20 protein-coding genes and 2 pseudogenes are annotated in these 26116 nt (G+C 37.7%); 11 read left to right on the top strand and 11 right to left on the bottom strand.

The features are described 5' to 3' along the window. Nucleotides 1–15 precede the first annotated feature (15 nt). Both ACODST_RS16950 and ACODST_RS16945 read left to right on the top strand, forming a co-directional pair. A complete protein-coding gene (locus ACODST_RS16950) occupies nucleotides 16–831 on the top strand; it encodes an SDR family oxidoreductase (protein ID WP_488933289.1) in 816 nt (271 codons plus the stop codon). Nucleotides 832–926: 95 nt separating this feature from the next. After that, nucleotides 927–1838 (top strand): helix-turn-helix domain-containing protein, encoded by a 912-nt coding sequence (locus ACODST_RS16945; protein ID WP_488933288.1) that lies wholly within the window; start codon nucleotides 927–929, stop codon nucleotides 1836–1838. Nucleotides 1839–1845: 7 nt separating this feature from the next. Here ACODST_RS16945 and ACODST_RS16940 read toward each other — a convergent pair whose 3' ends face one another. From ACODST_RS16940 to ACODST_RS16930, 3 genes and pseudogenes are all read right to left on the bottom strand, one after another. Beyond that, nucleotides 1846–2964 carry an acyltransferase family protein gene (locus ACODST_RS16940; RefSeq protein WP_488933287.1) on the bottom strand — a complete coding sequence of 373 codons (1119 nt, stop codon included), beginning with the start codon at nucleotides 2962–2964 and terminating at the stop codon, nucleotides 1846–1848. Between the two features lie 129 nt (nucleotides 2965–3093). Then, nucleotides 3094–3540, bottom strand: a pseudogene (locus tag ACODST_RS16935) (IS1595 family transposase); the annotation flags it as partial. 121 nt (nucleotides 3541–3661) lie between these two features. Further along, nucleotides 3662–4039 carry a hypothetical protein gene (locus tag ACODST_RS16930; protein ID WP_488933286.1) on the bottom strand — a complete coding sequence of 126 codons (378 nt, stop codon included), beginning with the start codon at nucleotides 4037–4039 and terminating at the stop codon, nucleotides 3662–3664. A 256-nt stretch (nucleotides 4040–4295) separates the two neighbouring features. Between ACODST_RS16930 and ACODST_RS16925 the strand changes: the two genes are divergently transcribed. The 9 genes from ACODST_RS16925 to ACODST_RS16885 all read left to right on the top strand — a co-directional run bounded on the left by ACODST_RS16925 (nucleotide 4296) and on the right by ACODST_RS16885 (nucleotide 13846). Beyond that, on the top strand, nucleotides 4296–4865 hold the full coding sequence (locus ACODST_RS16925; RefSeq protein WP_488933285.1) for a Crp/Fnr family transcriptional regulator: 570 nt from the start codon (nucleotides 4296–4298) through the stop codon (nucleotides 4863–4865). Nucleotides 4866–4926: 61 nt separating this feature from the next. After that, the gene (gene ilvD, locus ACODST_RS16920; protein ID WP_488933284.1) at nucleotides 4927–6618 is read left to right on the top strand and encodes a dihydroxy-acid dehydratase; all 1692 of its coding nucleotides are present in this window, start codon (nucleotides 4927–4929) and stop codon (nucleotides 6616–6618) included. Nucleotides 6619–7023: 405 nt separating this feature from the next. Then, nucleotides 7024–7458 (top strand): hypothetical protein, encoded by a 435-nt coding sequence (locus ACODST_RS16915; RefSeq protein ID WP_488933283.1) that lies wholly within the window; start codon nucleotides 7024–7026, stop codon nucleotides 7456–7458. A gap of 5 nt (nucleotides 7459–7463) precedes the next feature. Continuing rightward, the gene (locus ACODST_RS16910; RefSeq protein WP_488933282.1) at nucleotides 7464–11069 is read left to right on the top strand and encodes a DUF4132 domain-containing protein; all 3606 of its coding nucleotides are present in this window, start codon (nucleotides 7464–7466) and stop codon (nucleotides 11067–11069) included. Nucleotides 11070–11081: 12 nt separating this feature from the next. After that, nucleotides 11082–11453, top strand: a complete 372-nt coding sequence (locus ACODST_RS16905) for a hypothetical protein (protein WP_488933281.1) — start codon at nucleotides 11082–11084, stop codon at nucleotides 11451–11453. A gap of 73 nt (nucleotides 11454–11526) precedes the next feature. Then, a complete protein-coding gene (locus ACODST_RS16900) occupies nucleotides 11527–12078 on the top strand; it encodes an HD domain-containing protein (RefSeq protein ID WP_488933280.1) in 552 nt (183 codons plus the stop codon). A gap of 128 nt (nucleotides 12079–12206) precedes the next feature. Continuing rightward, nucleotides 12207–12341 carry a helix-turn-helix domain-containing protein gene (locus tag ACODST_RS16895; protein WP_488933364.1) on the top strand — a complete coding sequence of 45 codons (135 nt, stop codon included), beginning with the start codon at nucleotides 12207–12209 and terminating at the stop codon, nucleotides 12339–12341. An 82-nt stretch (nucleotides 12342–12423) separates the two neighbouring features. Continuing rightward, nucleotides 12424–13005 (top strand): TetR/AcrR family transcriptional regulator, encoded by a 582-nt coding sequence (locus ACODST_RS16890; protein WP_488933279.1) that lies wholly within the window; start codon nucleotides 12424–12426, stop codon nucleotides 13003–13005. Nucleotides 13006–13054: 49 nt separating this feature from the next. Further along, nucleotides 13055–13846: an SDR family NAD(P)-dependent oxidoreductase gene (locus tag ACODST_RS16885; RefSeq protein ID WP_488933278.1), complete on the top strand. Its 792-nt coding sequence runs from the start codon at nucleotides 13055–13057 to the stop codon at nucleotides 13844–13846. Nucleotides 13847–13939: 93 nt separating this feature from the next. Here the strand turns inward: ACODST_RS16885 and ACODST_RS16880 are convergent, their stop codons facing one another. The 8 genes and pseudogenes from ACODST_RS16880 to ACODST_RS16845 all read right to left on the bottom strand — a co-directional run. Then, on the bottom strand, nucleotides 13940–15310 hold the full coding sequence (locus ACODST_RS16880) for a Gfo/Idh/MocA family protein (RefSeq protein ID WP_488933277.1): 1371 nt from the start codon (nucleotides 15308–15310) through the stop codon (nucleotides 13940–13942). Between the two features lie 55 nt (nucleotides 15311–15365). After that, a complete protein-coding gene (locus ACODST_RS16875; RefSeq protein ID WP_488933276.1) occupies nucleotides 15366–16463 on the bottom strand; it encodes an acyltransferase family protein in 1098 nt (365 codons plus the stop codon). A gap of 157 nt (nucleotides 16464–16620) precedes the next feature. After that, a complete protein-coding gene (locus tag ACODST_RS16870; protein WP_488933275.1) occupies nucleotides 16621–17493 on the bottom strand; it encodes a PKD domain-containing protein in 873 nt (290 codons plus the stop codon). Between the two features lie 26 nt (nucleotides 17494–17519). Next, nucleotides 17520–18881 (bottom strand): DUF4832 domain-containing protein, encoded by a 1362-nt coding sequence (locus tag ACODST_RS16865; RefSeq protein WP_488933274.1) that lies wholly within the window; start codon nucleotides 18879–18881, stop codon nucleotides 17520–17522. A gap of 65 nt (nucleotides 18882–18946) precedes the next feature. Beyond that, nucleotides 18947–20419: a RagB/SusD family nutrient uptake outer membrane protein gene (locus tag ACODST_RS16860; protein WP_488933273.1), complete on the bottom strand. Its 1473-nt coding sequence runs from the start codon at nucleotides 20417–20419 to the stop codon at nucleotides 18947–18949. A 10-nt stretch (nucleotides 20420–20429) separates the two neighbouring features. After that, a complete protein-coding gene (locus ACODST_RS16855; RefSeq protein WP_488933272.1) occupies nucleotides 20430–23678 on the bottom strand; it encodes a SusC/RagA family TonB-linked outer membrane protein in 3249 nt (1082 codons plus the stop codon). A gap of 613 nt (nucleotides 23679–24291) precedes the next feature. Further along, nucleotides 24292–25674 (bottom strand): phosphoglucosamine mutase, encoded by a 1383-nt coding sequence (glmM, locus tag ACODST_RS16850; protein ID WP_488933271.1) that lies wholly within the window; start codon nucleotides 25672–25674, stop codon nucleotides 24292–24294. Between the two features lie 161 nt (nucleotides 25675–25835). Continuing rightward, a pseudogene (locus tag ACODST_RS16845) lies at nucleotides 25836–26116 on the bottom strand (glucosamine-6-phosphate deaminase); the annotation flags it as partial.

The raw sequence follows: 26116 nt of genomic DNA, 5'->3' as shown, positions 1-26116 counted from the left end.
TTAATATCTGAAAAAATGGACAAAACAATCTTAATTACAGGCGCCAGCAGTGGTATAGGAAAAGAAACCGCAAAATTATTCCATTCAAAAGGCTGGAATGTTATCGCCACTATGCGTAATCCCGAAAACGAAACAGAACTTACAACATTGCCTAATGTACTGGTAACCCAACTGGATGTACTGGATCTGAAAACAATTGAAAATGCTGTTGAACAGGGCATCGCAAAATTTGGAAAAATTGACGTTTTGGTAAACAATGCCGGATACGGTGCTTATGGTACTCTGGAATCTTTTTCAAGAGAACAAATCATACGTCAGTTTGATACTAATGTTATTGGGCTTATAGATGTTACCAAAGCTTTGCTGCCGCATTTTCGTAACAACAAAAACGGGGTTATCATTTCTATTTCTTCCATTGGAGGAAAAATGACTTTTCCTTTAGGTTCTTTATATCACGGAACTAAATTTGCTGTCGAAGGTATTTCGGAAGCACTGAGTTATGAAGTGGAACAATTTGGCGGAAGAGTCAAAATCATTGAACCGGGCGCTATTGCAACTGATTTTGCCGGACGTTCTTTTGATTTCAGCAATGATGAAACCCAAACCGAATATCAGTCTATGGTAGAAAAAGTAATGACTGGTTTGCCGGCCTTATTTGAAACAGCCTCGCCTGCAGCCGTTGCAGCAAATGTAATTTATGAAGCGGCTGCAGATAATTCAAATAAACTGAGATATCATGCAGGAGAAGATGCCAAAGTTATTATTGAAAACAGAAAACAACTGGACGATGAAACTTTTATTGGCGGTATGAAAGCACAATTTGGGCTTTAATTTTCAATCCAATATCATTATAATCAAACCTATGGAAATCCTACCGGTTTCCATAGGTATATTAAAAAAAGTATCTTTACATACACCTTACTCCTATGGCCGCTTTTATACATTTACAGACCATTTCAGATTTGTTCCGTTTTTTTCAGCTCGAACAGCCCGTCCTGCATCCTCTTATTGCCGTGGTAGATTTTAGCCGGGTAAACGAACAGATCAGCGAAGACACTAAACTTTCTCCGGATTTTTACGGACTGATCTTTAAAAACTACAATAAAAACAATATCAAATACGGCCGAAAAATTATTGATTTTCAGGACGGAAGTTTAATTTGTATTGCTCCTAATCAGGTTCTTGAAATGGACAATGATATAGAGGTTTCGAGTACGATGATGGGCTGGGGTTTGTTTTTTCATCCTGATCTTATCCGGTCTTCCACTTTAAATGGTAAACTAAAGGATTACAGTTTTTTCTCTTATGATATACAGGAAGCTCTTCATTTATCTGAAAAAGAAAAACAGGTTCTTTATGACTGTGTGCAAAAAATTGAAGGGGAGTTAAACGAAAATATTGACATTCATAGTCAGGACATTATTATTTCGACCATTGAACTGTTATTAAATTATTGTTCCCGTTTTTACGGAAGACAGTTTATTACCCGAAAAAATTCCAACAATTCTGTAGTAACCCAGATTGAAAAAATACTGAGCGACTACTTCCATGACAATACCATTTCCGAAAAAGGTCTGCCAACCGTAAAATATCTCGCAGAGCAGGTGCATCTTTCGCCTGGTTACCTCAGTGATCTGCTAAAAAAAGAAACGGGCAAAAATGCGCAGGACCATATTCATTTTTATGTGATAGACGAAGCCAAAAACATTTTGTTAAACACAGACAAATCGGTTAGTGAAATAGCCTATTCCTTAGGATTTGAATACCCGCAGTACTTTAATAAACTTTTCAAACAGAGAACCGGAAAAACACCTTTGGAGTTTCGAAGTTTAAATTGAGCAGCCGTTATTCTGAACTGCTTTCTGCCTTTTGTTTTTCCAGCTTTGCTTTTCGTTTATCGCTTAAATATTTTCGAACCGGAATATCATACGCCGCCATAACCAGATAAGCTGCCCCGGTCAGCAGGATTACCCCGCTTATTACAATAAAGGTCAGTTTTGAGCTATCAGGTTTATAATTAGTATAATAATTCCCAAACATCCATAATACGGCATAATGGGTCATATACAACGGATAGGAGATCTGCCCCGAAAACACGCATATTCTCTTTAATCCCGGTTTTAATACAGATCCGGCACCCAACGCTACCAGCAGCGGAAAGTAAAACAAAATCACCAGCGGTTCTGTAAGCCAGTTCCATTCTGAAAACGGCAGTATAAAAGCGAGCAGTAATAAAACCGACAAACTTAAAAATCCGAGTTTATTTTTGATAATCCAGTTGGAACGATAAATTAACAATCCCGCCAGAAACGAATATGAGATACGGGCAAAGCCATCCCAAAATGTCGGACCGCTCCAGCCGCCCATTAAATTCCCGGAACTAAAGCCCACATAACAAATTGCAAAAGCCGCCAGTATCGTTAGTATCAGCAGTAAATTTCGGGCAATGCGGTACAAGACAAAAGCATACATTATATTGGCAATATATTCCCAGAATAATGACCAGGCCGGGGCATTAAAACTAAAAAGATTAAAACCACGATCGGCAATAACCGGAAGCGGAATCAAAAACAGCGAACAGATAAACGTGAGTATAATTTTACCCGTACTGTACAATTCCAGATGTCCGCCAAAAGGATCAAACAGAAAAGCCAGCAAACCTAATACAGAACCTAATACAACCAAAGGATGCAGTCTGATAATACGTGAAATAAAAAAACTGCGAAGTCCCATTTTGGCAATTCGGTCGTCATAAGCATAACCAATAACAAATCCGGAAAGGCAGAAAAAGAAATCGACAGCCAGAAAACCATGTCCGATAAAGTTTTGAGCCGGATCAGTAAAAATCCATTCCATAAAATGGAATAGTACTACGGCCAGAGCTGCTACGCCCCTTAATCCGTCCAGAATTTCAAAATGTTGTTTTGTTTGCAGGATTCCTGCAGGAGTAGTACTTGTATTCATTTCCATAATTGTAAAATCAGGCCCGGTAAGATCAAAAACCTTTCGGGCTGCCATCGCAAATTATACAAATAAACTATGAAATCAAAATCAGGAAAATCTTTAAATGAGGGTATTTTGTGATTAAAATTATTTCTTTTTGGGATAGGTCAGTTTTTCTATTTCCTTCAGAAATTCAGGATCAAATTCAGAGTAAGCACGCAGTGTATATTTGATATCCCTTTTCTGCATGACCAGTTTAATTTTCTGAACCATCAGCCAGATTGGTTCATAACGTTTATGTCCCAGAAGGTATTGCAGCTGTAATATGGAAAATCTGCGTTTCGAAAGCGTCATCAGCTCTATACAGATCATCCAGTAGCGAACGGGTAATTTCGAATTTTCCATAACGGTACCGGACCGCAGACCAATTCGGTTCCCGCATTTCCGGCATTGAAATTTCAGATCTACTTTCCGGAAAGAATGCTGACTGTGCAGGCACTTTTTGCAGATTAGTCCGTTTTGCAGGCGTTTCTCCTTTAGTTCTTCAATGCAGGTTTCTTCGTCGTGGTATTTTTCGAAATACTTACGTAATTCCATGTATCCAGTTTATTTACGGAATAAATATAAATCAATCTGTACAGACAAAAAACATATCCAATAAAAAAGAGGATTATCCAAACAAGGACATCCTCTCTTACAATTACAACTAATAATACAATTACAATTTTTCGCTTATTTCTTTTTTGTATTTATTCAGAATCGATTTTGTCATTCCGAGATTAGCTTTCGTAGAATCAACAGCCAGATAAATAAAATACTCTCCGCTATCCGAAACGTCAATAATATGAATTTGAGACGTAAGGGTAATCATGATGTTATCGACTACCTGTCCTTCTAACTTTAGGGCTTTTATAGCATTCATTTTTGCTTTAACTACTTCAAGATTATATGCAGAAGCTAGTTCGGGATCAAAATTACTGATCACAGACTGCGAATAATAGGACATTCCACTTTGGATCTCAGCTACTGAAACGGCTATAAAACCGGGTACATTCTTTTTGAGATCTTCTCCAAATTGTTTTAAAAAATCAGACATAGTTCTTAGGGTATTTAGGGGTTGCGAAAATCATTTGTATTAGATTTTACACAAAATTAGAGATATGATTTTATTTAATTATCCGTAATACGTACCTAAATTTATTTTTTTTCTAAGCTTATCCTTTTTTTGAAGATCCTTATTAAATAAGGGGCTCCTGCTTCTTTTTTTTAAATAAAAATAACGATTTTGATCAATGTCAATGTTTATAAAATCTATTTAAGATATTTTTGCTTTTTGAAAAGGATTTGAGAAAATGGAAGCGATACTGGCAGCACTTATACAAAAAACAACTCACATTAAAGACGATCAGCTTGCTGAAGTTCTGTCTCATTTTAAACCCGTTACAGTTGCAAAAAATGAGCTGTTATTAGAAAAAAACCAGACTGCTGACCGGCTTTTTTTTATTTCAAAAGGATGTCTGCGTTTGTACTACAGTAATAAAGACCACAGTATCTCGACCCGGTTTATGGCATTCGAAAATACCTTTTTAACATCGATCGTAAGTTTTATTTCCCTGGAACCTTCGCCGGAATATATAGAAGCCGTAGAAAACTCCGAACTGCTCGTGATCTCCCGCCATGATTTTTTCCATTTAAAGAAAACCATCCCGGAATGGGACAAAATGTATATTTATATACTCGAATACGGCTTAACTGTCATTACTTCGAAGCTCAACAGCCTGCTCACGCAAAATGCCAGCGAACGGTACCGAAGCCTTTTAAAAAATAATCCCGAACTGGTTCAAAGATTATCCAATGTTAATCTGGCGGCTTACCTCAACATTTCGCCGGAAACACTCAGCAGGATAAAGTCTCAGATCTAATCCCTGAAAAATTAAAGCCGTCAAAGCTTTCAAAATACAATTCAAAAAAAACAAAAAACAAATGAGAAGTGATGAAGTAAAAAAAGGGGTTCAGCGAACGCCCCACAGATCCTTATTGCGGGCTACCGGATTAAAAAATGAAGATTTTGGAAAACCTTTTATCGGGGTCGCCAATTCTTTTATTGAAATTATTCCGGGGCATTTTTTCCTTAATAAAGTTTCTGAAATAATCAAAGAAGAAATCAGGGCCAACGGCTGTGTCCCGTTTGAGTTTAACACCATCGGGATTGACGACGGAATCGCTATGGGGCATGACGGAATGCTGTATTCTCTGCCAAGCCGCGAAATTATTGCCAACTCGATCGAAAGTGTCATGAATGCGCATAAACTGGATGCTATGATTGCGATTCCCAACTGCGATAAAATTGTTCCGGGTATGATTATGGGGGCTTTACGTGTTGATGTTCCTACGATTTTTGTAAGCGGCGGTCCCATGTCTAAAGGCTACACCCAAAACGGAACGCCAATTGACCTGGCTTCGGCATTTGAAGCGGTTGGCAAACACGAAGCCGGAAAAATTACCGATGAAGAATTATACGATATAGAATGTAATGCCTGCCCGAGCGGCGGCAGCTGTTCCGGAATGTTTACGGCCAATTCCATGAATACTTTGATGGAAGCTATGGGAATTGCTTTACCGGGAAATGGTACGATTCTGGCTCAAACTCCGGAACGTGAAGAATTATACCGTCAGGCAGCCCGAAGAATCTGTGAAATTGCGAAAGACGAGCAGGCCATCGAAAAATTCAAATTGAGAAATATACTGAATGAAAATGCCGTAAGAAATGCTTTTGCAGTTGATATGGCTATGGGAGGCAGTACGAATACGGTTTTACATATGCTGGCAATAGCCAATGAAGCCCATGTTGATTTTAAACTAAAGGATATCAATACCATTTCCGGAAATGTAGCCCATATTGCCAAAATATCACCAAGTTTAAGTACAGTTCATATGGAAGACATTAACCGGGCCGGAGGAGTAAATGCCGTAATGAAAGAAATCAACAAAAGAGGTTCTGGTGTTTTACTAGATAACCTGACGATAGGCGGTGAAACTTTACTGGAAAAAATAGACCATGCCGAAATTAAGGACACTACCATTATTCATACTATTGACAATCCGTACAGCAGTGTGGGCGGACTGGCAATTTTATACGGAAATCTGGCGGAAGAGGGTGCTGTAATTAAAACAGCCGGACTTACCGGAGCAAGGGTTTTTACCGGAAAAGCAGTTTGTTTTGACGGCCAGGCCGAAGCAATTGCAGGTATCATGATGGGCAGGGTTAAAGCGGGCGATGTGGTAGTAATTCGGTACGAAGGTCCAAAAGGCGGTCCGGGTATGCAGGAAATGCTGACCCCGACAAGTTTGATTATGGGAATGGGACTAGGAAGTTCTGTTGCTTTAATTACTGACGGAAGGTTTAGCGGAGCCACCAGAGGTGCTTCAATAGGACATGTTTCTCCTGAAGCCGCTGAAGGGGGAATGATTGGCCTTTTAATCGATGGTGACGAAATTCATATCGATGTAGACCAGTATATTTTGTCCGTTAATTTAACAGATGACCAGATAGCCGCCCGAAAAGCAGTGTTTACGCCAAAAAAGAAAGAACTTACTTCAAGATGGCTTCAACAATACAGGGCTTTGGTAACCAATGCCAGCAATGGCGCCATATTACGAACTGATTTGGAATAATTTTTATTTTTAGAAGGAATAACAAAAAAGGTATTGTCGTTAAAATTGAGACAGTACCTTTTTTTTGTTTAGTAAAAATGAAATGCAATCCCGATTATTTAATAAAAATAGTGTTAAATTAAAAAGCAGTGATTGGAATTGTCCGGAGGATTATTATATTTATTTTTTTATTTAACGCTATTCAACAGCCTAAAACCAATATATCTGCGTCTAAAATGAGTTTTTAATTTTTTCTGCAAACAGAAAAAAACAGATGAAAATGAAAAAGTAAAATATGGACAGAAATTTTAGAGCTTCCTATGGTGTTATTGTTAGTAAAATAACCCGAAAATTCGAATACTTTCCTCCGGGACTCATATTATGCAAAAAACTTTTTCTCTTTCGTAGCATTAAATCCTGTCCAAAATGATAAGCCTGCAAATAAAAGAACAATTAAAAACGAAGCGTTATCTCGAAAATGTCACTTCGTATATCTTTAAATCCCTGCTGCATTTAATTTTCGAATTATTTGAAAACCATGAGCACGGACATAAACCCATTTTTGAAATAGAGCAGCTGCTGGACGAACTGGAATACACCAATCTGAAGGAAATAAAAGACAGTGAGGTTAGTGCGGTAAAAGAAATCATCATTTCCCGACTTGAGGAATGGAAAAACAGCAATGATTCTGAAATACTCACTTTTAAACTTTTGGCGGCAGTTAAAAATAAAGACCTGCTGGTTTATTTAGACAACACCATTATTGAAAACATAGAAGAGCCGCTGTCCATTACTCCCCATTCTGTCATTTCCTTTATAAACAATTCCAAATTACAATCCATTTCATTTAAAACCTTATAAGCACCATGAATATTTTAGAGCAGATTTTTAAATTAGAAAACCCAAAATTAGAGTATAAAATTTCTGAAGAAGTTTACAACCTGCTTTTTGACTGGTTTAATGAAAGTAAAATTATTATTTCGGATTTTGAAAAGGCATATTTTGATCCTGTTTTTGAGGAAATTGTACAAGGAAATACCTGGTATCAGGAGCATTATCACGAAACCCGCAGATCACAATATCCGGACTATGCTTTTCGATACTTAATTTACCATCATCCTGATGCCAGTCTGCTTAAGCGTTTTTTTCAGCTGGAAGACCGAAGCATTCTCAATAATGTAACCAGTTCTTATGAAAAAACAGGAAAAGGAAATCCTGAAGTATACAAACCATTTAATATAGGCTGCCAGATCGCCCGATATTATCACGCCATTCATTCCAGAATAGATCAAAATTACAGCTATCTGCCGTGTAATTTTGAACAGCTTAAATTCAATATTGACGAAACTTATTTCACCCGTATTTTTGACTATGTTAACCAGCAAAAATTTGAAGAGAAACCTCATTTACTGTTTCTGCTTTATAAATCAGCTTACGAGAAATATGATTATGAAAACGGAAATTCTGAAATCATTTTCAAAACAGACCATGACGAAAAAATTACTGCCGCCTTTGAGAATAGTATTGCAGAATACAATCAGCTCTTTAATGGTCATTTTTCCAAAGAAATGTTTCTCCTGCTGAAAGACTTTTTAGAATTTAAAAAAGTAGATAAAAGAGCCAAAGTAACTTTTGAGAAATTTGAAGAAGCAAAAACTCTTACTGCTAAAACCAAAGGAAATGAAGTTTTAATTTTAGATCATATCTTCTATTTTTTAGCAAACCAGTCATTGTATGAACAGGATAAATACTGGAGTGCATTATTGGGAGAATTATGCAAAAACCTGATCTGCACACCAACATGGCTGCAGGGTAAAATTCAGTTTTTACTCGAAAAAAAATCAGTACATAATTTTCATCTTATCTTCAGCCATCTTACCATTTTACTGCAAAATCAGGTTCAGCAGCTTCATTATAAGGATTCACTGGTAAAAGACTACGAGACACTTTTGTTTAAAAAAACAAAAAACAATCCGTATGAAAACGGACTTATTGTACTTCGTACAGCAGCAAAAAACATTGAAGATCCGGCAGAAAAAAACTTTACTTTAAATAAACTCAGCCGTTTTTATTTTCAGGTAAACAATGGTTTTGAATATTCCTCTTTACAGTATGATGAAAAAGACAAATCTTTTAAAACCATAAAGGAATTTATTGACGACTTAAACACTTTAATTCCCGTTGCTTTAAAAAAAGTTAATAAACCAACTTACAATGTAGACGATCACGACAATATCTTCATCATTAACCATCTGGGGGAAGACATAGAAATCTCAAGATATGATTTTATTAAAGATATAAATGCTTTATTATCGAAGTCAGACAGTGCCTACAGGTTAATTGCAATACCATTACAACTAGTCGAATATGGTTATTATCGTGAACAGACTTTATTATTTTCTCTCGCTTTCATGAACAAAGAAGAGTATGATTATTTTACACAAAAGTATCTGACCGATGAAAATACTAAAAACTGGTATATAAAAGACCTCTATTATAACGGATATGAAGGTTTTATAAATTCAATTCAGAACTCTCAAAATATAAATCCGGAATTTTCTGCTTTTACGAATATCTCTTTTGAAGAACATAAAGCAGCAAGTAATACCAATGAAGTCAGCTCTGGCAACGCAAATGCTTTTTTAGACGATATCAACTGGAAATGGTTTAAGGATAAATATATAGACGAATTAAATTCTAAAGAAGACTGGTACGGCATAATGCATGTGATCTGCCAATGTTCCAAAGGCAAAAAACCAGTTAATTCCTGGCTTTCTGAGCTAACAACAGCAATTGAGAAATTAGGAACTGAAAAATATTTCAAAGAATTACAAGTCTTAATTTCAGCATCAATAAAAGAAGAATCCTGGTTTTTTGATACGTATGCTAACGCCCTGAAAGGTTTAATCTGGTCCTGCGCTTATATAAGCCCGAATGATTTATCATTAAGTATTTTAAAAAGCATTACAGAGCATTCTTATGCAAAAGTGTACGGAGTAGGCGCTAAATCCACTGTCACCGGAAATCTGGCATTGGAAGCTCTTATCGCCACACAAAAAGAAGAGGCTTTTGGTATTTTAAATATCATGCGAAACAAAACAAAATATAATAAGTTTATTACCGCCTTAGAAAAAAGCATTGATAAATTTAAAGAAAACTCTACTATTCCGGAGCAGCTGCTGGCTGATAAATCAATACCTAATTTTGGTTTTAAAAATGGAAGCAAAACTTTTCAAATTGCTGATTATACTCTTACGATCTCTTTCAAAAATAAAAAAATCGTAAAAGAATGGCAGGATTCTCAGGGACAAAGTTTCAAACAAACACCATCAATACTTACTTCTGATTATGCTAAAGACCTGAAAGAAATCAATGAAGAAATCAAACAAATTAATACCATTTTTACCGATTTAAAAAAACGAATAAAAACATATTGGCTTTATGACAGAGTCTGGCAGTTTGCTGACTGGGAGAAATACCTCAAAAATCATGATTTAATTTCTCCGCACCTGGAAGGGTTACTATGGACCAATAAGTCCAATACTACTGATTTTATACTGCTAAATCAGCAATTATTGGATTCAAACGGCAAAACTATTGAACCCGGCGCTTTGGATGAAATTTGTTTATGGCATCCCGTAACAAATCAGGAACAGAATATCAGTGCGTGGCAGACGTTTTTATGGAATAATAAAATCATACAAAGTGAAAGGCAGGTCTACAGGGAAAATTATCCGTTCTCTGTTTCAGAATCGGAACTTTTAGAAACACCCCGTTTTGCAAATCATTTTTTGGAAGTAAATAAATTAATGGCGGTTGCCAATAGTACCGGATGGATTTTTACTTATGAACATGAAGGCGCAAACTGGCCAAGAATATATGTAAAACCCTTAAATATTTCAGCTCACCTGACATGTGACTATGACCGCTATAGTTTTGCAATTCCAACAAAACAATTGTATTTTACTGCTGATAATTCAACTAAAATCAATGATTACAAACTCAAACAGAGCTTTGAAAAAATAAAACTAAAAGAAATCCCATTAGTAACATTATCTGAAATATGCCGGGATATAGACCTTTTTATTGCCACAACCAGTATTGCCAACAATATAGAATTATCTGAAAACAAACAAGAATATGAATCATATCGAACAGAATATCAAAAAGGTTTGTTTTCTGATAATGCCAACTCAAAAATAAGAAAACAGATTATTGAAAGAATTGCTCCTGTTTTACAACTAAAAATAGAAAAATTTGACGGTAATTTTGTGATTGTTAAAGGCACAGCCGAAAGTTACAGAATTAATTTAAACAGTGGTTTTGCTCAGACAAATGAAACTCAAAAACATATTAATCTGATTCCGGAAACGAAAAAACTAAAAACAGATAAAAAACTGCGCCTTCCTATTGAAGATGATGAAACCCTGTATATTATCCTGGCAAAAATGCTGTATTTACAAACCCTGTAAAAAGCCTTAAAGTTGAATACACTATCTATTATTAGAAAAATACAAGTAGCCGAAAGAAGTTTTGGTGTTGACTATCATACTTCTGAACTGAATTTTAGTTTTTACTGCGCCGACGGAAAGATAAAACATGAAGTAGTTTTATCCAATGCGGGCTCTTTTCCTTTATATAATCTAATAGAAAACGGCCAAATCAGTAAGGAAACTCTTTTCGAACAGCATATGACTAAAAGGGAATATCTGGAAATTGAGGAAAATAAGGTATTATACCGCTGCCAGTTTCTTAATTTTAAAGAATGTAGTAATTCTTATCTTATCATTTTTACTTTTAATGAGTACAGAGATCATTACAGCTGTTTTATTTTTGGGGTTTTACAAATCGAATAACAATAAAAAGCGGTATATTGTAAAGACAGAAATCCTATAAAAGAATAACAATACTTAAATTTTTAAGATATTTATGAAAAAATGGTCAATCGATAATTTACAAAATACCTGGCATTTAGTTTCTAAACTGCATGAAGGACAAAAATATGGCGGAGATGAAGAAGGTTTACAAATAGAATATATCAATCACATAGGAAGTGTGGTTTTTGAAGTGCTGCAGGCCCTAGATCATGACACAGATCTTGATGCCGATTTTTGTATTGCCTGCGCCCTGCTTCACGATTCAATAGAAGATACCGAGGCTTCTTTTGACAGGATTAAAGAATTATTTGGAGAAAAAACAGCCCTTGGCGTAAGTGCTCTAACCAAAGATTTAACTCTTGAAAAACAGTTTCAGATGAAAGACAGCCTTCAAAGAATCGTACAGCAGCCCAGAGAAGTCTGGTCGGTTAAAATGGCAGACCGAATCTGTAATTTATACGCCCCGCCTTTTTATTGGACAACCGAAAAGAAAAAAGAATACCATAAAGAATCCCAGCTGGTTTACGAGACCTTAAAAGAGGGAAATGCTTATCTGGCAGAAAGATTAAAACAAAAAATAGACCTTTACACGAGGCATTTTTAGTTTAAAATGCGTCTGAATTGATCTAAAGAATTAAATCTTTCCCACATTTACTTAAGCCTGCTCCGAAACATTACAGGTCTAAATATCCAGCAGTACCTGCATGATTATCTGATTGAAAATCAAAAGAACTGCTTACGACTACTAACCTGACTGTTAACGAAATCGTCTTTTCACTGGGGTTTGAATACCCGCAGTCTTTCAGTAAATTCTTTAAAAAGGAAATGACTTTAACTCCTTTACAATACAAACAGTCTTTTAACTGATTCGGGAAAAGTTGATTTAAAATTTGGAATAAAGCTATTTTTATTTATTTTTGTACCGATCATTACAAAAAATAAATTTAGTATGCGCGGAAGACCATCGATATACGAAAACAGCGATATTATAAAAAAGGCACAGGAGCTTTTCTGGCAGAAAGGTTACAGTGCCACTTCGTTAAGCGATCTTCAAAAAGCAACCGGAGCCGGAGCCGGAAGTTTTTACAATACTTTTAAAGGGGGAAAAAAAGAAGTCTTTCAAAAAGCGATTGAAGAACGAAGACTGGCCTTTGATGCTTTTAAAAAGGAACTCAGCCAGGCCGAACTGCCTTTGGAACTCATTAAAGATTTTTTCAGAAGTATCGCCGCAGCCGATGAAAATGAACATTTAAAAGGCTGTATTATTGCCAATACCGTTGTCGAAATGACTTTTGTTGATGATAAACTGGAAGCGCAAGCGGTACAAATTTTAAAAGAAGTCGAAGAAATGTTTACGCAGACGATTAAAAACGAACAATTGGAAGGAAGACTGAAAACAACAACAGCGGCGGAAATACTGGGAAAATACCTCGTTACTTTCTGGTGCGGACTCAATACACTCAGAAGGATGTATCCTGACAAAAGGGTACTTCAAAATCAAATCGAAATGCAATTAGCTGTCATCAGCTAATTTTTTTGACTATTTATGTATCAATCATTACAAAATTAAATATTACAAAATGGATTTAAAATTAGACGGCAAAAAAGCCTTTATCAGCGGCTCAACACAAGGAATTGGTTATGCCATTGCGCAGCAGTTAGCCAATGAAAATGCAGCGATTATCCTGAACGGAAGAGATCCCGAAAAGACACAGCTGGCCGTACAAAAACTACAGGCCGAATTTCCTAAAACTATTGTTTCGGGAATTGCTGCCGATTTTGGTAAACAGGACGAAGTAAAAAACTTATTGGCCCAACTGGATGACATTGATATTTTAATCAACAATGTGGGGATTTTTGATTTAAAAAACTTTGAAGATTTAGAAGATGAAGACTGGTCCAGGATTTTTGAAATCAATGTGATGAGCAGTATCCGTCTTTCGAAAAAACTACTGCCGAAAATGCTGGAGAAAAAAACAGGACGGATTGTTTTTATCAGCAGTGAGTCCGGTGTAAATATCCCGGGAAATATGATTCATTACGGAATGACTAAAGCAGCTATGAATGCTGTGAGTAACGGTTTATCAAAACTAACAGCAGGAACAGAAGTAACGGTTAATACCATTTTGGGCGGCCCTGCTTATTCTGACGGTGTTGCCTCTGCAGTTGAACATATCGCAGCCCTTCAGAATCTGGAAACGGAACAGATGAAAAGTGCCATCATGCAGCAGACCAATCCGCATTCGTTATTACAGCGTTTTATAAATCCTTCAGAAATTGCCTCACTGGCTGTATATATTTCCAGTCCGCTTTCAATAGCTACTAATGGTGCCAGTTTACGAGCCGATGGCGGTGTTTTAAGAATTCTTTAAATAAGAAGCCCGTAAATGTATTTTTACGGGCTTCCTGATAACTAACAAATATATTAACAACAAAAAACTAAAATACTTTGCGTATTACTTAGTTTATCTCGAAAATTCGACGGTTTTAAGTTTATTCCAGCTTCCACGGGTAAAATCGGGAATTTCGACCGGAGCGGAATTATGATCTAATGAGATCTCTGTTAACGGACTTAAACAGGACCATTCGGCCAAATCGTATACATCCATATCCAGAGGAAGCCCTTTCTGCAGACAGTAGAACATACGGTAATCCATAATAAAATCCATACCGCCATGGCCTCCTACTTTTTTAGCCATTTCTTCAATATCTTTTACGATAGGATTTTTGTATTTTTCCATTAAGATTTTCTTTACCTCTTCAGAAACAAATTCTTCTGCATTCAGGTTTTGGTAATTTTTGGATATTTCTGCTCCGGCTTCTTTAGCATCAATAGCGTACCCCTCAACAGGATATTTATTGGCAAAACCTTTGGTTCCGGATAACTGGTACATTCTGCTGTACGGTCTCGGGCTTGTAACATCATGCTGGATCTGGATTGTTTTTCCCATTTCGGTACGAATCATCGTCATCGTATGGTCACCATTTCTGAAATCGGTTACTACTTCTCCTGTTTTTTCTTTAATAAAGGCCGGGTTTCCTACTGCTTTTGTGTCCATTGAAACCAGGAAATTCATTTTATCCCCTCTGTGAATGTTTAAAGCCAGACAAGCCGGTCCCATTCCGTGCGTCGGGTAAATGTCCCCTCTGTGTTTGCGGTTGTAATCCATTCTCCAGTTGTCCCAGTAATTTCCCCAATAAGGCTGAAGTCCATGAATATAAGAACCTTCTGCGTGAAGGATTTCTCCAAATAATCCCTGCTGCGCCATATTTAAAGTGGTCAGTTCAAAGAAATCATATACACAGTTTTCCAGCATCATACAATGTTTACGTGTTTTTTCGGAGGTATCGATAATATCCCAGATTTCGTCCATGGTTAAAGCTCCCGGAACTTCTACGGCTACGTGTTTTCCGTCTTTCATGGCCTGAACTGCGATATTGGCGTGATGTTTCCAGTCGGTTACAATATAAACCAAATCGACATTATCCAGTTTGGTTACTTTTTTCCAGGCATCGGGACCAAAAAACTCCTGTGCTTTTGGGGCCCCCAGTTTAGCGAGTGTATCATTGGCCGCTTTTGTTCTTTCTTCCAGCATATCGCACAAGGCTACAATTTCTACTCCGGGAACATGCGGAATACGTTCAACTGCTCCGGTACCGCGCATTCCCAGACCAATAACTGCTACACGAACATGCGGAATGGCGGGTGTTGCCAAACGTAAAACATCAGTTTGTCCTTTAGCTCTTTTTGGTGTTTTTGTTTTAATAAGCTGTGCCGATATATCGCAGACACTGAATAGCAGAAATGCTATTACTAAAAATTTTAAACTTTTCATTTTTTTTGTTTTAGTGATATTTTGTTTGAACGTTCTTTCTGTAACAATTTCTGTTTTAAACTTTTATATAGGTTTTATTTTTATGCATGTACCAAAGCAGGAAATAAAGGATTCCAAAACCAGCCAGATCGCAGAAGGCATCGTAATAAGCTCCGGTGAACTGCTCAAAGCCAAAGAAAACCTGTTTGGCAATTTCAGAGAAATTCAATACGTGGGAACCTACATAAGCTGCGATGGCATTAAGCCCGATTACCCGAAACGGATAAGCCCATCGGGTATATCCCTTTACATCGACAAGCCAGTAAAATAAAGCTAATAAAACAAAGCTGATTCCGGATGAAAAAATTACAAATGAACTGGTCCATATTTTTTTGATAACAGGATGCCAGATACCTGTTAGGAATGATAAAAGAAAAGCAGCTATGCCAATTAAAAGCAGATAAAGCGCTGTTTTTTTTCTTGGCAGCGGCGAAAGAAGTAATTCTCCCGCAAACAAGCCGGATAAGGTTGTGGCCGTAAATCCCAAACCTGTCAGCAGCCATGAATATTGTGTCTGATCGTAAAACCGTCCAAAAACCTGCTGATCAATAAATATTGCCAGATTTTTTTCCGGCAGTAATTCAAAACTATGCCCGAAGAAAGCCGGAACAGATAATAATACAGCATAGAGTATCAGGCAGAAAACAAAGAAGATATATCTTCCTTTTCGGGATAAATGTAAATAAGCAATACAGGAAAACACATAACCTACCGCAATGGCCTGAAGGGTATTACTGAAAATATGGAATTTTGAAATATCCAGTGCCAGTAAATTCCCCTGTACAATCCAGCCGAGAATAAAAAGAACAACAAATCGTTTCAGAATATGTCGGTATAAAGTACGTTCTGATCCGGGTTCCGTACTTCTTTTTCCCAATGAAAACGGAATTACCACACCCACGACAAATAAAAACAAAGGCATGATGATATCATAAAAATGAAATCCAAACCATTCCGGATGTTCAAACTGGTCTGCCAGAGCTTTGGTAAAAGGAGTATTGGCCGCTGTATTGAGATTGTAAAAAAAACGGTCGGCCACTATGATCATTAAAAGATCAAATCCTCGCAGTACGTCTACAGACATTAATCGGTTGCTGGCTATTGTTTTAGTCATTTCTTCTTTTACTTTTTTTATAATAATCCCGATATTTTTTAACAACCGGGATTATTAAATTATATAAACTCGATAGCTCATGCCATTAGGCGTAAAAAATTAATCTTCAAAAAACTCTCTGCCTAATGGCACTTTTTGACCGGCTATCGATGACAAACTACAACTCTAAAGTAGAGAATTTAGGTCCTTCAGGGAAATTGGCTACGGCCGCCCATCCTGAAGTCATTTCGGTAATGGCAATACCAATTGAGCTTCCTATAGTTCCTAATTGTGATTTTGGAATACTAAACTCAATAGCATTCGTAGTATCTGAAAGGCTTACAATTCCGGATGATTTCAGGTTGGCTCCTGAACCGGCTATAGCGCCCCAGCCCCAGCCTCCGTTTGGATCGGTATGGTTATAAAACTGCCCCCAGCCATTGGTTACCATCGGGCCTTCAAATAAAAATTCGGCTCCGGAACCTTCCGGCCAGTTACTGTGCAGGAATCCGGTTTGGGTGTTACCATCGGTATTGATGTACATATCTACCAGTTCCATCAGCATTTTTTTATTTCCTTCTAAATACACATTGACATTGGCTCCTCCTGCCCAGATTTTAATTTTCTGGATAGAACCGTTTCCGGATGTATTCTGATCCGTTACGGCTACATCATCCCAGTCTGTAAATTTTCCGTCTATACTAATGTCTATAATGATGATTTTCGGCGCTGTTATGGTTTTAGTGATAAAAGCTTCTTCGCCTTTCTCATTAGTTACCGTCAGCGACACTCTGATTTCGCCTCCTATTTTATAGGTATAAACCGGATCTTTTTCGTTAGATACATAATACAAATCTCCAAAATCCCATCTGTAATTTGTACCGTTTGTCGAAAGGTTGGTAAAAGTAAAGGTGCTTCCGTCATTGGTAAATGAAAAATCGGCTGTTGGTTTTGTTGCTGAGTCGTCTGATGAGCTGTCACTGGAACAGGAAGCCAGCAGTAACAAAGCAGCAAGCAATGTGAAATATTGCGTTAGTTTTATTTTTTTCATGGTTTTTAATTTAAATGTTTTAAGAACTATTTAATGATAACCGTTTGTGATAATTTATTAAATCCTGTCGCTGCATCCCATAATCCTGTATTGGCAAAGCGAATACAATAATCAGGTCTGTCCGCCAGTTTAGAAGAACTGTCTTCTATTTTTAAAAGCAGTTCGTATGTTCCTGCCGGAATCTGAGATAAACTCACGGATTCTTTCAGGTTATAAGCTACTCTTGGCACTACTTTACGAACATCAAATGCCAATTCTTTCTTGTAAACCGTACCGTTTGCTGCTCTCAGAATCAAAAATGCTTTTTTAGGATTGTAAACCGGGGCAAAACCGGAATTGTTGATCAAAGCATTCAGTTCCAGTGAACCATTTACGGCTATTTCTTTTTTAACTTCAGAAGACGCCAGCGAAAGTCTATAACCCAGCTTTCTTTCAAAATCAGTAAAACAGTTATTGTTACGCCATTCCTGTAAAACCGGTCCGTAATAGTCCAGGTTTAAATACGTCCATTTCAAAAGGGTCATTTCTTTCTCGGCGGTACTGCAGCTCGCAATAGGCACATCTGCAGGCGGACAGGTTTCTCCTCCTGTTGGTACATACAGTGCTTCACTGCTTATGTAATTTTTATCTGAAGTAACATTGATATACGTTCCGTAATCATCGACACTGGCCATAAAACAGTCGTTATGAAAACCTAAACGGGCTGTAGTCGAGGTTCCGTAACCTGTCGCTGCATCCATAGCGATAGACGTATTCATATAATCCTGTTTGATTTTTGGAGTTCTTACCTGTAATTTGACTTCTTTTGGGAAAGAAGCCAGCAGTTTGTCCAGAATCAGTTTTTTGTTTGCCGGAGTAGTCAGCTGGTTCGTAGTATAATACCATTCGCCCCACGCTCCCACAAAACCTGCCTGAACAAAAGCAATTACATCTTTGTTTTCTTCCAGAATAGGTTTCAGCTGGTCTAAATGTCCTGAAATTACAGCTACAGAAGCATCAGTACCATCCTGGGCATCTGTATAAGCAAAACGCAGTACGCATTTTAAACCGGCTTCTCTTAAACGGCTGAAATCTGTTTTAATAAGATCCAGCTGTGTCTGGCTTAAAGCCGATGTTTTAAATTTCTCTAAATAGTACAAACGCAGAATAAGGCTTACATTCTCTTTTTTAAGGTTACCCAAAGAAGCGGCAGTCATAGCAGCTCCTTCTGAATTAACCTGCCAGGTATGCATAAAACCACGTTCCGGATTGGTAAAAACTTCATTAGAAACGGTATAAGTTACTTTTTCAAGACCGTTTGTTTCTTCTTCATTGTTTCCGCCGCTGTCGCTCTGACAGCTTGAAGCCAGATTTATGAAAAGGCAGAATGCTATAAATAAATGTTTCATTTTTGTCTAATTAAATGATGAGGTTTTGTTTCATTCCTTCACACAATGTGATAGCCGTCTTTAAATTAATTATATCCAGGATTCTGAATAAATTTACCTTTACCTTCACTGATTCGGTCTAATGAAAAAGGGAACAATGCTTTGTACGGGGCACTCTGGCTGGCAGAACCGTTTAAAGCCAGCGCATGTTCTGTAAATTTCCCGTGTCGGATTAAATCAGAACGGTATTGTCCGTTTTCGCACCAGTATTCGTGAGATCTTTCCAAAAGGATCATATCGTTAAATTTAGCCAGTGTTGCATAATTAACCAACTGAATTTCACTAATTTTTGCTCTTCTTCTCACAATATTTACTAAATCAATCGCTTCCTGAGTTGGGGTTCCGGTTTTGTTAACCAGTGCTTCTGCTTTTGATAAAAGCACATCAGCATAACGGTACACAATTATATCTACGGTTGATAAGGCTGTTGTTCTGGCAGCATCCGGATGAATTTTTAACGGAATTGGTCCTAACTGCATATAATTGGCCGGATTTTGTCGGTTATAGGTTACCCCGTCTGTTCCTGCAAATTCGGCAATAAGTGCTGTTTTACGAATATCAGTCGCTTCAAAAGAATCGTAGAAAGTCCATGAACTCTGAATCGTTCCGTAACCGCCTCGGCCCGGATAATTGTTTGGCAGTGCCATTAACTGCCATTGGTTTTCACTGGTACCTGCATAATCTGCCGGAACAGCCCAAATTACTTCTTTGCTGTCAACCGGAGCAGTTACATCCCATAAACCTGCGTAATCTTCTTCTAATCCGTAGTAATTCATGTCTATGATAGCACTGGACTGCTCTTCTACTTCTGCCCATCTTTTTTCATGCAGGTATAAACGTATCAATACCATTCTGGCCATACCGCTGCTGAATCGTCCGTAAGCCGTTTCGGCAGGTGCTTTTAAATCTTCGGCTGCCGCTTTAAGATCATTTTCGATAAAACTTACCATCGCTGCATTAGAAAGTCTTGCCAGCGGTTCTTCTTTTAAAGGATTCTGCAGTATTTCAAGAGGAGCTACTACAAGCGGTCCGTACAAGTCAAAAAGCTCGTAAGCCAATAATCCTCTGGCACATCTAATTTCGGCAATAGCCTGTTTTTTAACCAGTTCACTTACATTTGACTTTTCGATTCGGTCGATACTCAAAGTCATACTGCTTATCTTGTTATAGAATACATCATAGAATCGGGTAAAAGCAACAGAACTTGGTTTGTAACTGTGTAATGAGGCTTCCTGCTGCACACCGTAAGGTCCCTGAAGAATTTCGGTAGTAGCATCCAGCATAAACATTAATCCGTTTTCTGAAGTAGAATGAATTCCGTTTCCGTAAGATCCTCGCAGCGGATAATAAGCCGAAGCCACTATAGCCTGAATATCTGCTTCTGAGCTTGGAAAAATACTTGGGTTAATTTCATCGTAATTAACCGACTCTATATCTTCGTTACAGCCTGAAAAAACCAGTAACAGTAAAACTAATGTATAATTTTTTAAATTTTTCATATCTTTTTTATTAGAACTTAAGATCAATTCCTACTGTGTATGTTTTAACATTTGGATAAGCCGCTGCATAACCGTCTGTTTCAGGATCGATACCATCATATTTGGTAATAGTAAAAAGGTTTTGCCCGTCTAATCGGATAGCAGCGCCCTGCATGTATTTACCAAACCATTTTTTAGGGAAATTGTAGCTTAAAGAAACACTCTGTAAGCGAACAAATGAAGCATCCTGCATAAAGAAATCACCTGAACCATACTGGGTATATCCAAAATGCGAACCCGGACGTGTGTTGGTTGGATTATCCGGTGTCCATCTGTTGTATACATTTCTTAAGGCATTTCTTCCGTTCTGTGCTACTCCTACTGCTGTTACACCGTAAGCAAAATCTGTCTGATCTACGATTTCACGTCCAAACATTCCGTTGAACTGAAAATTCAACTGGAAATTTTTCCAGATTATCGTGTTGCTTAAACCTGCTGTAAAATCAGGATCTGATGAACCCAATAAAACGGTGTCGGCTTCGTCAATTTTTCCATCCGGAGCCCCTGTTCTTAAAAATACCCCGTTTTCATCCGTCACCGGATTTCCTGCCGCATCTCTCACAAAACCGTTAAGATCTTTGATTTTGATCTGCCCCGGATATAGATCAGGCTGTGCCGGAACTACTTCTCCAATCTGCATTACACCATCGGCAATCTGGCTGTATTGTGCACGTACCGGATCGTTGTATCCCATGTATACGGAAGGTTTCCAGTCCGGAGCTCTTTCTTTCCAGTTCGTTTTGTATTGCGAATAGGTAAACGTAGTGTTCCATTTAAAGTCAGGATTGTTAATGTTTACAGTACTCACGGTAACCTCAACACCCTTTGTCTGCGTGCTTCCTATATTGGCCCAAACAGTGTTTATTTCATTATAACTGTTAATTGGTTTTTCTACCAATAAATCTGAAACTTCTCTGTTGTATATCTCAACCGAACCTGAAATTCTTCTGTTAAGCACTTCGAAATCAATACCTAAATTCTTTTCGGTTGTGGTTTCCCATTTCAAATCAGGATTGTTTAACCTGCTGGCAAATACTCCTGTCCAAATGGATTCATCCGGATTTAGGTATGCCGGCTGAGCATAAAATGCTCCTTTAGAAAGTCCGGATGAATTTCCAACCGAACCATAGCCAAATCTTACTTTAAGCTGTGATACATAATCGCTGATACCGTTCATAAACGATTCTCTTGATATATCCCAGCCCGCCGAAATAGAAGGAAACAAAGCATATTTATTGTTTTCTGCATACATACTGGCTCCATCACGACGAATCGTAGAAGTTAACATGTATTTATCTTTATACGAATAGTTTATCCTTGAAAAGTAGGAACGATAAGAATCTTCATTTTTAGATGATGTGGTTAATTTTGTTCCGGCTCCGGCATTCATGTTATTCCATAAAAACGAATCGGTAATAAAATTACTGTTTCCTAAAGATGCCGTTTCATTTCTGAATGTAGATTGTGAATAACCTGCCATAAAAGTAAATGAATTGTCGTCTCCTAACTTGGTATTATAGGTTAAGATAATGTCTAATAAATCATCATCCTTTTTTTGCGTATTAAAAGAGGCTTTACCATTTTCCAAAGCGCCGTATAGTGTCGTTCTTGGCAGGTAAGTTCCTCTGCTGGTATTCCCCTGGTCAAAACCGGCCTGAACTCTTGCTGTAAGTCCTTTTAGTGGTTTTATTTCAGCATAAAAGTTAGTCATGGTTCTGTCAATCACCCCCTGATCTGTAATCGTTAACAAGGAATACGGGTTAGGCTCCAGGGCATTGTCAGGATTGATCGGATAATTTCCATATTCATCAATCGCCGCAATGTTTGGGCTCTGCTGAATGGCCGATCTGATGATTCCTGAATTTTCAAACTGGTCACCGCCTAACTGTGAGTTTTGGTTTTTAATACGGCTTTTGGTCATGTTCATTCCAAAATTCACATAATCAGTTAACTTTTGATCGATACTGAAATGAAGTGTGGTTCTTTTTAAACCGGAATTTCTAATAACTCCTTCCTGGTTAAATAAGTTTCCGGATAAGAAGTATTTCGTTGATTTTGTTCCGCCTCTTAGAGAAAGGTTATTCTGCTCGATCATACCATCACGGGTAACCAGTCCAAGCCAGTCGGTTCCTTTTCCGGCATTTCTGATCTGCTCATCAGAATAGATTCTTTTGTACGGAATTCCGTTAACCGGAGCTGCATTGGCTTCTTCCAGTGTTTTGGAAGAATACGGATATACTCTGTTAATAAATTCCCAGTTTTCTTTTGCCGCATCATTACGTAACTGCATCCATTCCTGCAGGTTCAGAACATCATAGGCATCATTGTATTTTTGGTACGAATACGAACCGGAATAATCCACTCTTACGTCACCTTCTTTTCCTTTTTTCGTGGTAATCATAATTACCCCGTTGGCTGCTCTGGCACCGTAGATGGCCGAAGCACTCGCATCTTTTAAAACCTCGATAGATTCAATATCGTTGGGGTTAAATGAATTTAAGATACTTTGTGTTCCACCGTCGTAACGGTTTCCGGTTCCGGGCTGCTGCAGATTGGTAATTGGAAATCCGTCAATAACTACTAAAGGGTCATTACTGGCATTTACGGAACCCGCACCACGAATCTGGATATTAAATCCCCCTCCGGGCTGTGCACTGTTCTGAACAATTTGTAAACCGGCCACTTTTCCCTGAAGTGCTGTTAAAACAGAAGGAGCCGAAGACAGGGTTAATGTTTCTCCTTTTATCGAAGACATTGCTCCTAATACGTTTTTCTTTTTCTGGGTTCCGTATCCTACAATCACAACCTCATTAAGGCTTTTGGATGAAGGCGCCATAGACACTTTCATGTTCGTGTTGTTTGCGATGGCTACTTCTTTGGGCTCGTATCCTACGTAAGAAAATAAAAGGGCTTCGGTTGTAGAAGGAACTGTGATGGTAAAGGTTCCGTCAAAATCTGTAGTAGTTCCTCTTGGTGAACCTTTTGGTACAATGGTTACTCCAATCATAGGTTGTCCAAGTTCATCTAAAACAACTCCTTTTATGGTAATATCTGCTTCTGATTTTGTACCTGTTGTTTCTGTTTTTTCTCCGTTTTCTGTAAATGAAGCTGCATTTACTTCAACAACAGAGACTATCAAAAATAAGACGGTGAGTAAGGTCCTAAAATTAAACTTTAATTCCTGATAGTTACTGTCCGGTAACTTATTACTTTTTTTCATATCGTTTTGGTTAGTTAATGGTTAATGGTAAAAAGCATACTTTGTGTGAGCAAAAATCTGGTTACGCATTTTATCAAACACAAAGCGAAAGGGATCAGTCACGTTTTTTTGGTTTCATAATTTTGTCTGTTTTTTTGTTCTTGTTTTGTTTTTGGTTGTCTTTTCTAATTGGTATTTTTTTTCTTTTAATAATCAGCTGATCGATGTATTTAAAGAGTCCTTTTTTTCGTGGTTTTTAATCTGAATTCCAGCTGAAAAAATGGATAAAAAAAGGCTGTTTTTCGACTTACTTATGGCTAAACTAAATAATATTTTTTAATAAACAATGGCAAAATCAAAAAAATGTGTTCGTGCACATGAAAAAAGTGTTTTCGAGCACATTTTTAAAAAAAAGTATTGTTAAATTCTTATCCTTTTTTACTTTTTCTTATGTAAGAATTTAAAAAATGGCTTAAAAAATTTTGTTATTTCTTAAAAATAAAATCATTTGCCTTACTATTCATTTAATTATTTATTGCAGTAAAATGCTCTTATTCTTATTTTAAAATCAACAACTTAATTCTTTTCCAGTAAATTCTTTATTGTGCCTGTTTCGTTATTTCAACTTCAATTCTTACAGTAAATCTTCAATCACCGTAACAAAATTTTGGGCCAGTTTATCGGCGGTTTCCTGTGAATCACTTTCGGTATAAATCCTGATAATAGGTTCTGTATTTGATTTTCTCAGATGTACCCATTCTTTTTCAAAATCTATTTTAACACCATCAATACCATTAGGGTTATTGTTTTGAAATTTCTGCGTTATTTTCTCCAGAACTTCGTCAACATTAATTTCGGGTGTGAGTTCGATTTTATTTTTGCTCATATAATACTCCGGATAACTTTCCCTAAGTGTTTTACAGGAAACTTTTTCTTTTGCCAGATGCGACAAAAACAGGGCTGTGCCTACTAGCGAATCACGTCCGTAATGAGCTGCCGGATAAATAATCCCGCCATTCCCTTCTCCGCCTATAACAGCGTCTGTTGTTTTCATTACTTCGACTACATTGACTTCACCAACAGCACTGGCTTCATATTGACCGCCGTGTTTCAAAGTAATATCGCGTAAAGCTCTTGAAGAAGACAAATTAGAAACCGTATTACCTTTTGTCTGTCCTAAAACATAATCGGCACAGGCTACAAGCGTGTATTCTTCGCCAAACATCGAACCGTCTTCGCAGATAATAGCCAGACGGTCTACATCCGGATCTACTACAATACCCAGATCTGCTTTTTCGGTTACTACCAATTCTGAGATATCGGTCAAATGTTCTTTTAAAGGCTCCGGATTATGCGGAAAATGGCCGTTGGGTTCACAATACAAACGGATGCATTCCACTCCAAGTCTTTCCAGTAAAGCCGGAATCGCAATTCCACCCGTCGAATTAACGGCATCCACCACTACTTTAAAATTGGCTTTTTTAATCGCTTCAACATCAACTAAGGCGAGTTTTAAAACTTCGTCGATATGTCTTTCGATATAACCTTCTTTTTTTTCATAACTGCCTAAGTTATCTATGTCTGCAAACAAAAAGTTTTCATTGGCCGCAATCTCCAGTATTTTTTCTCCGGCAGCAGCATTCAGAAATTCTCCTTTTTGATTCAGCAGTTTTAAGGCATTCCACTGTTTTGGGTTATGGCTTGCGGTTATGATAATCCCGCCGTCGGTATGATCTAATATCACGGCTGTTTCTACCGTTGGTGTAGTTGACAATCCAATGTCTACCACATTAATTCCTAAACCTGTAAGTGTATTGGAAACCAGATTACTGATCATTTCCCCTGAAATCCTGGCATCACGGCCTATCATGACGGTTAACGGTTTATTGGGATTTTCTTCTTTAAGCCACATTCCGTAAGCCGCGGCAAATTTCACGGCATTTACCGGAGTCAGGTTTTCATCTACCCTACCGCCAATAGTGCCCCTTATTCCCGAAATTGATTTTATTAAAGTCATTTTTTTCTGTTATTTTATATTTTTTAGTTTTCAGTCGTTGTCTCAGTGGTCAGTATTCAGTTTACAGTCACAGTTTGCATACGTTATTTGACGGCCAGCTTTCTGTGACTGAACACTGAACACCGCGGCTGTAAACTGAGACTGCGACTGTAAACTGAACACTAATAATGCCATCTCACGAAAGCTTCCATAGCCGCATAACTCGACAGTCCCATTTGCTGATATACCTGAGCGGTTTCTCTGTTTCTATCCTCGGCTCTCTGCCAGAACTCTCTTGCATCAGTTCCCTGAAATACCACGCCGTCTTTCTGTGACTGGTGTTTGAAGATTCCGTGGCGTTTGGCCAGAACCTGATCCGGGCTCATCGGAACTGCCATTTCTACTTCGTCGATACCCCATTCCTGCCATGCGCCTCTATAAAGCCATAACCAGCAGTCGTTCA

The organism is Flavobacterium sp. FG19 (assembly GCF_057809475.1).
This window is presented reverse-complemented; position numbering and strand designations above follow the sequence as displayed.

Bases quoted from the DNA above. Each gene is read 5' to 3' on its own strand.
- ACODST_RS16930 (WP_488933286.1), bottom strand. From the start codon at position 4,039: ATGTCTGATTTTTTAAAACAATTTGGAGAAGATCTCAAAAAGAATGTA.
- ACODST_RS16940 (WP_488933287.1), bottom strand. From the start codon at position 2,964: ATGAATACAAGTACTACTCCTGCAGGAATCCTGCAAACAAAACAACAT.
- ACODST_RS16925 (WP_488933285.1), top strand. From the start codon at position 4,296: ATGGAAGCGATACTGGCAGCACTTATACAAAAAACAACTCACATTAAA.
- ACODST_RS16890 (WP_488933279.1), top strand. From the start codon at position 12,424: ATGCGCGGAAGACCATCGATATACGAAAACAGCGATATTATAAAAAAG.
- ACODST_RS16855 (WP_488933272.1), bottom strand. From the start codon at position 23,678: ATGAAAAAAAGTAATAAGTTACCGGACAGTAACTATCAGGAATTAAAG.
- ACODST_RS16945 (WP_488933288.1), top strand. From the start codon at position 927: ATGGCCGCTTTTATACATTTACAGACCATTTCAGATTTGTTCCGTTTT.
- ACODST_RS16870 (WP_488933275.1), bottom strand. From the start codon at position 17,493: ATGAAAAAAATAAAACTAACGCAATATTTCACATTGCTTGCTGCTTTG.
- ACODST_RS16910 (WP_488933282.1), top strand. From the start codon at position 7,464: ATGAATATTTTAGAGCAGATTTTTAAATTAGAAAACCCAAAATTAGAG.
- ilvD (WP_488933284.1), top strand. From the start codon at position 4,927: ATGAGAAGTGATGAAGTAAAAAAAGGGGTTCAGCGAACGCCCCACAGA.
- ACODST_RS16880 (WP_488933277.1), bottom strand. From the start codon at position 15,310: ATGAAAAGTTTAAAATTTTTAGTAATAGCATTTCTGCTATTCAGTGTC.
- ACODST_RS16900 (WP_488933280.1), top strand. From the start codon at position 11,527: ATGAAAAAATGGTCAATCGATAATTTACAAAATACCTGGCATTTAGTT.
- ACODST_RS16865 (WP_488933274.1), bottom strand. From the start codon at position 18,881: ATGAAACATTTATTTATAGCATTCTGCCTTTTCATAAATCTGGCTTCA.
- glmM (WP_488933271.1), bottom strand. From the start codon at position 25,674: ATGACTTTAATAAAATCAATTTCGGGAATAAGGGGCACTATTGGCGGT.
- ACODST_RS16860 (WP_488933273.1), bottom strand. From the start codon at position 20,419: ATGAAAAATTTAAAAAATTATACATTAGTTTTACTGTTACTGGTTTTT.
- ACODST_RS16885 (WP_488933278.1), top strand. From the start codon at position 13,055: ATGGATTTAAAATTAGACGGCAAAAAAGCCTTTATCAGCGGCTCAACA.
- ACODST_RS16875 (WP_488933276.1), bottom strand. From the start codon at position 16,463: ATGACTAAAACAATAGCCAGCAACCGATTAATGTCTGTAGACGTACTG.
- ACODST_RS16915 (WP_488933283.1), top strand. From the start codon at position 7,024: ATGATAAGCCTGCAAATAAAAGAACAATTAAAAACGAAGCGTTATCTC.
- ACODST_RS16950 (WP_488933289.1), top strand. From the start codon at position 16: ATGGACAAAACAATCTTAATTACAGGCGCCAGCAGTGGTATAGGAAAA.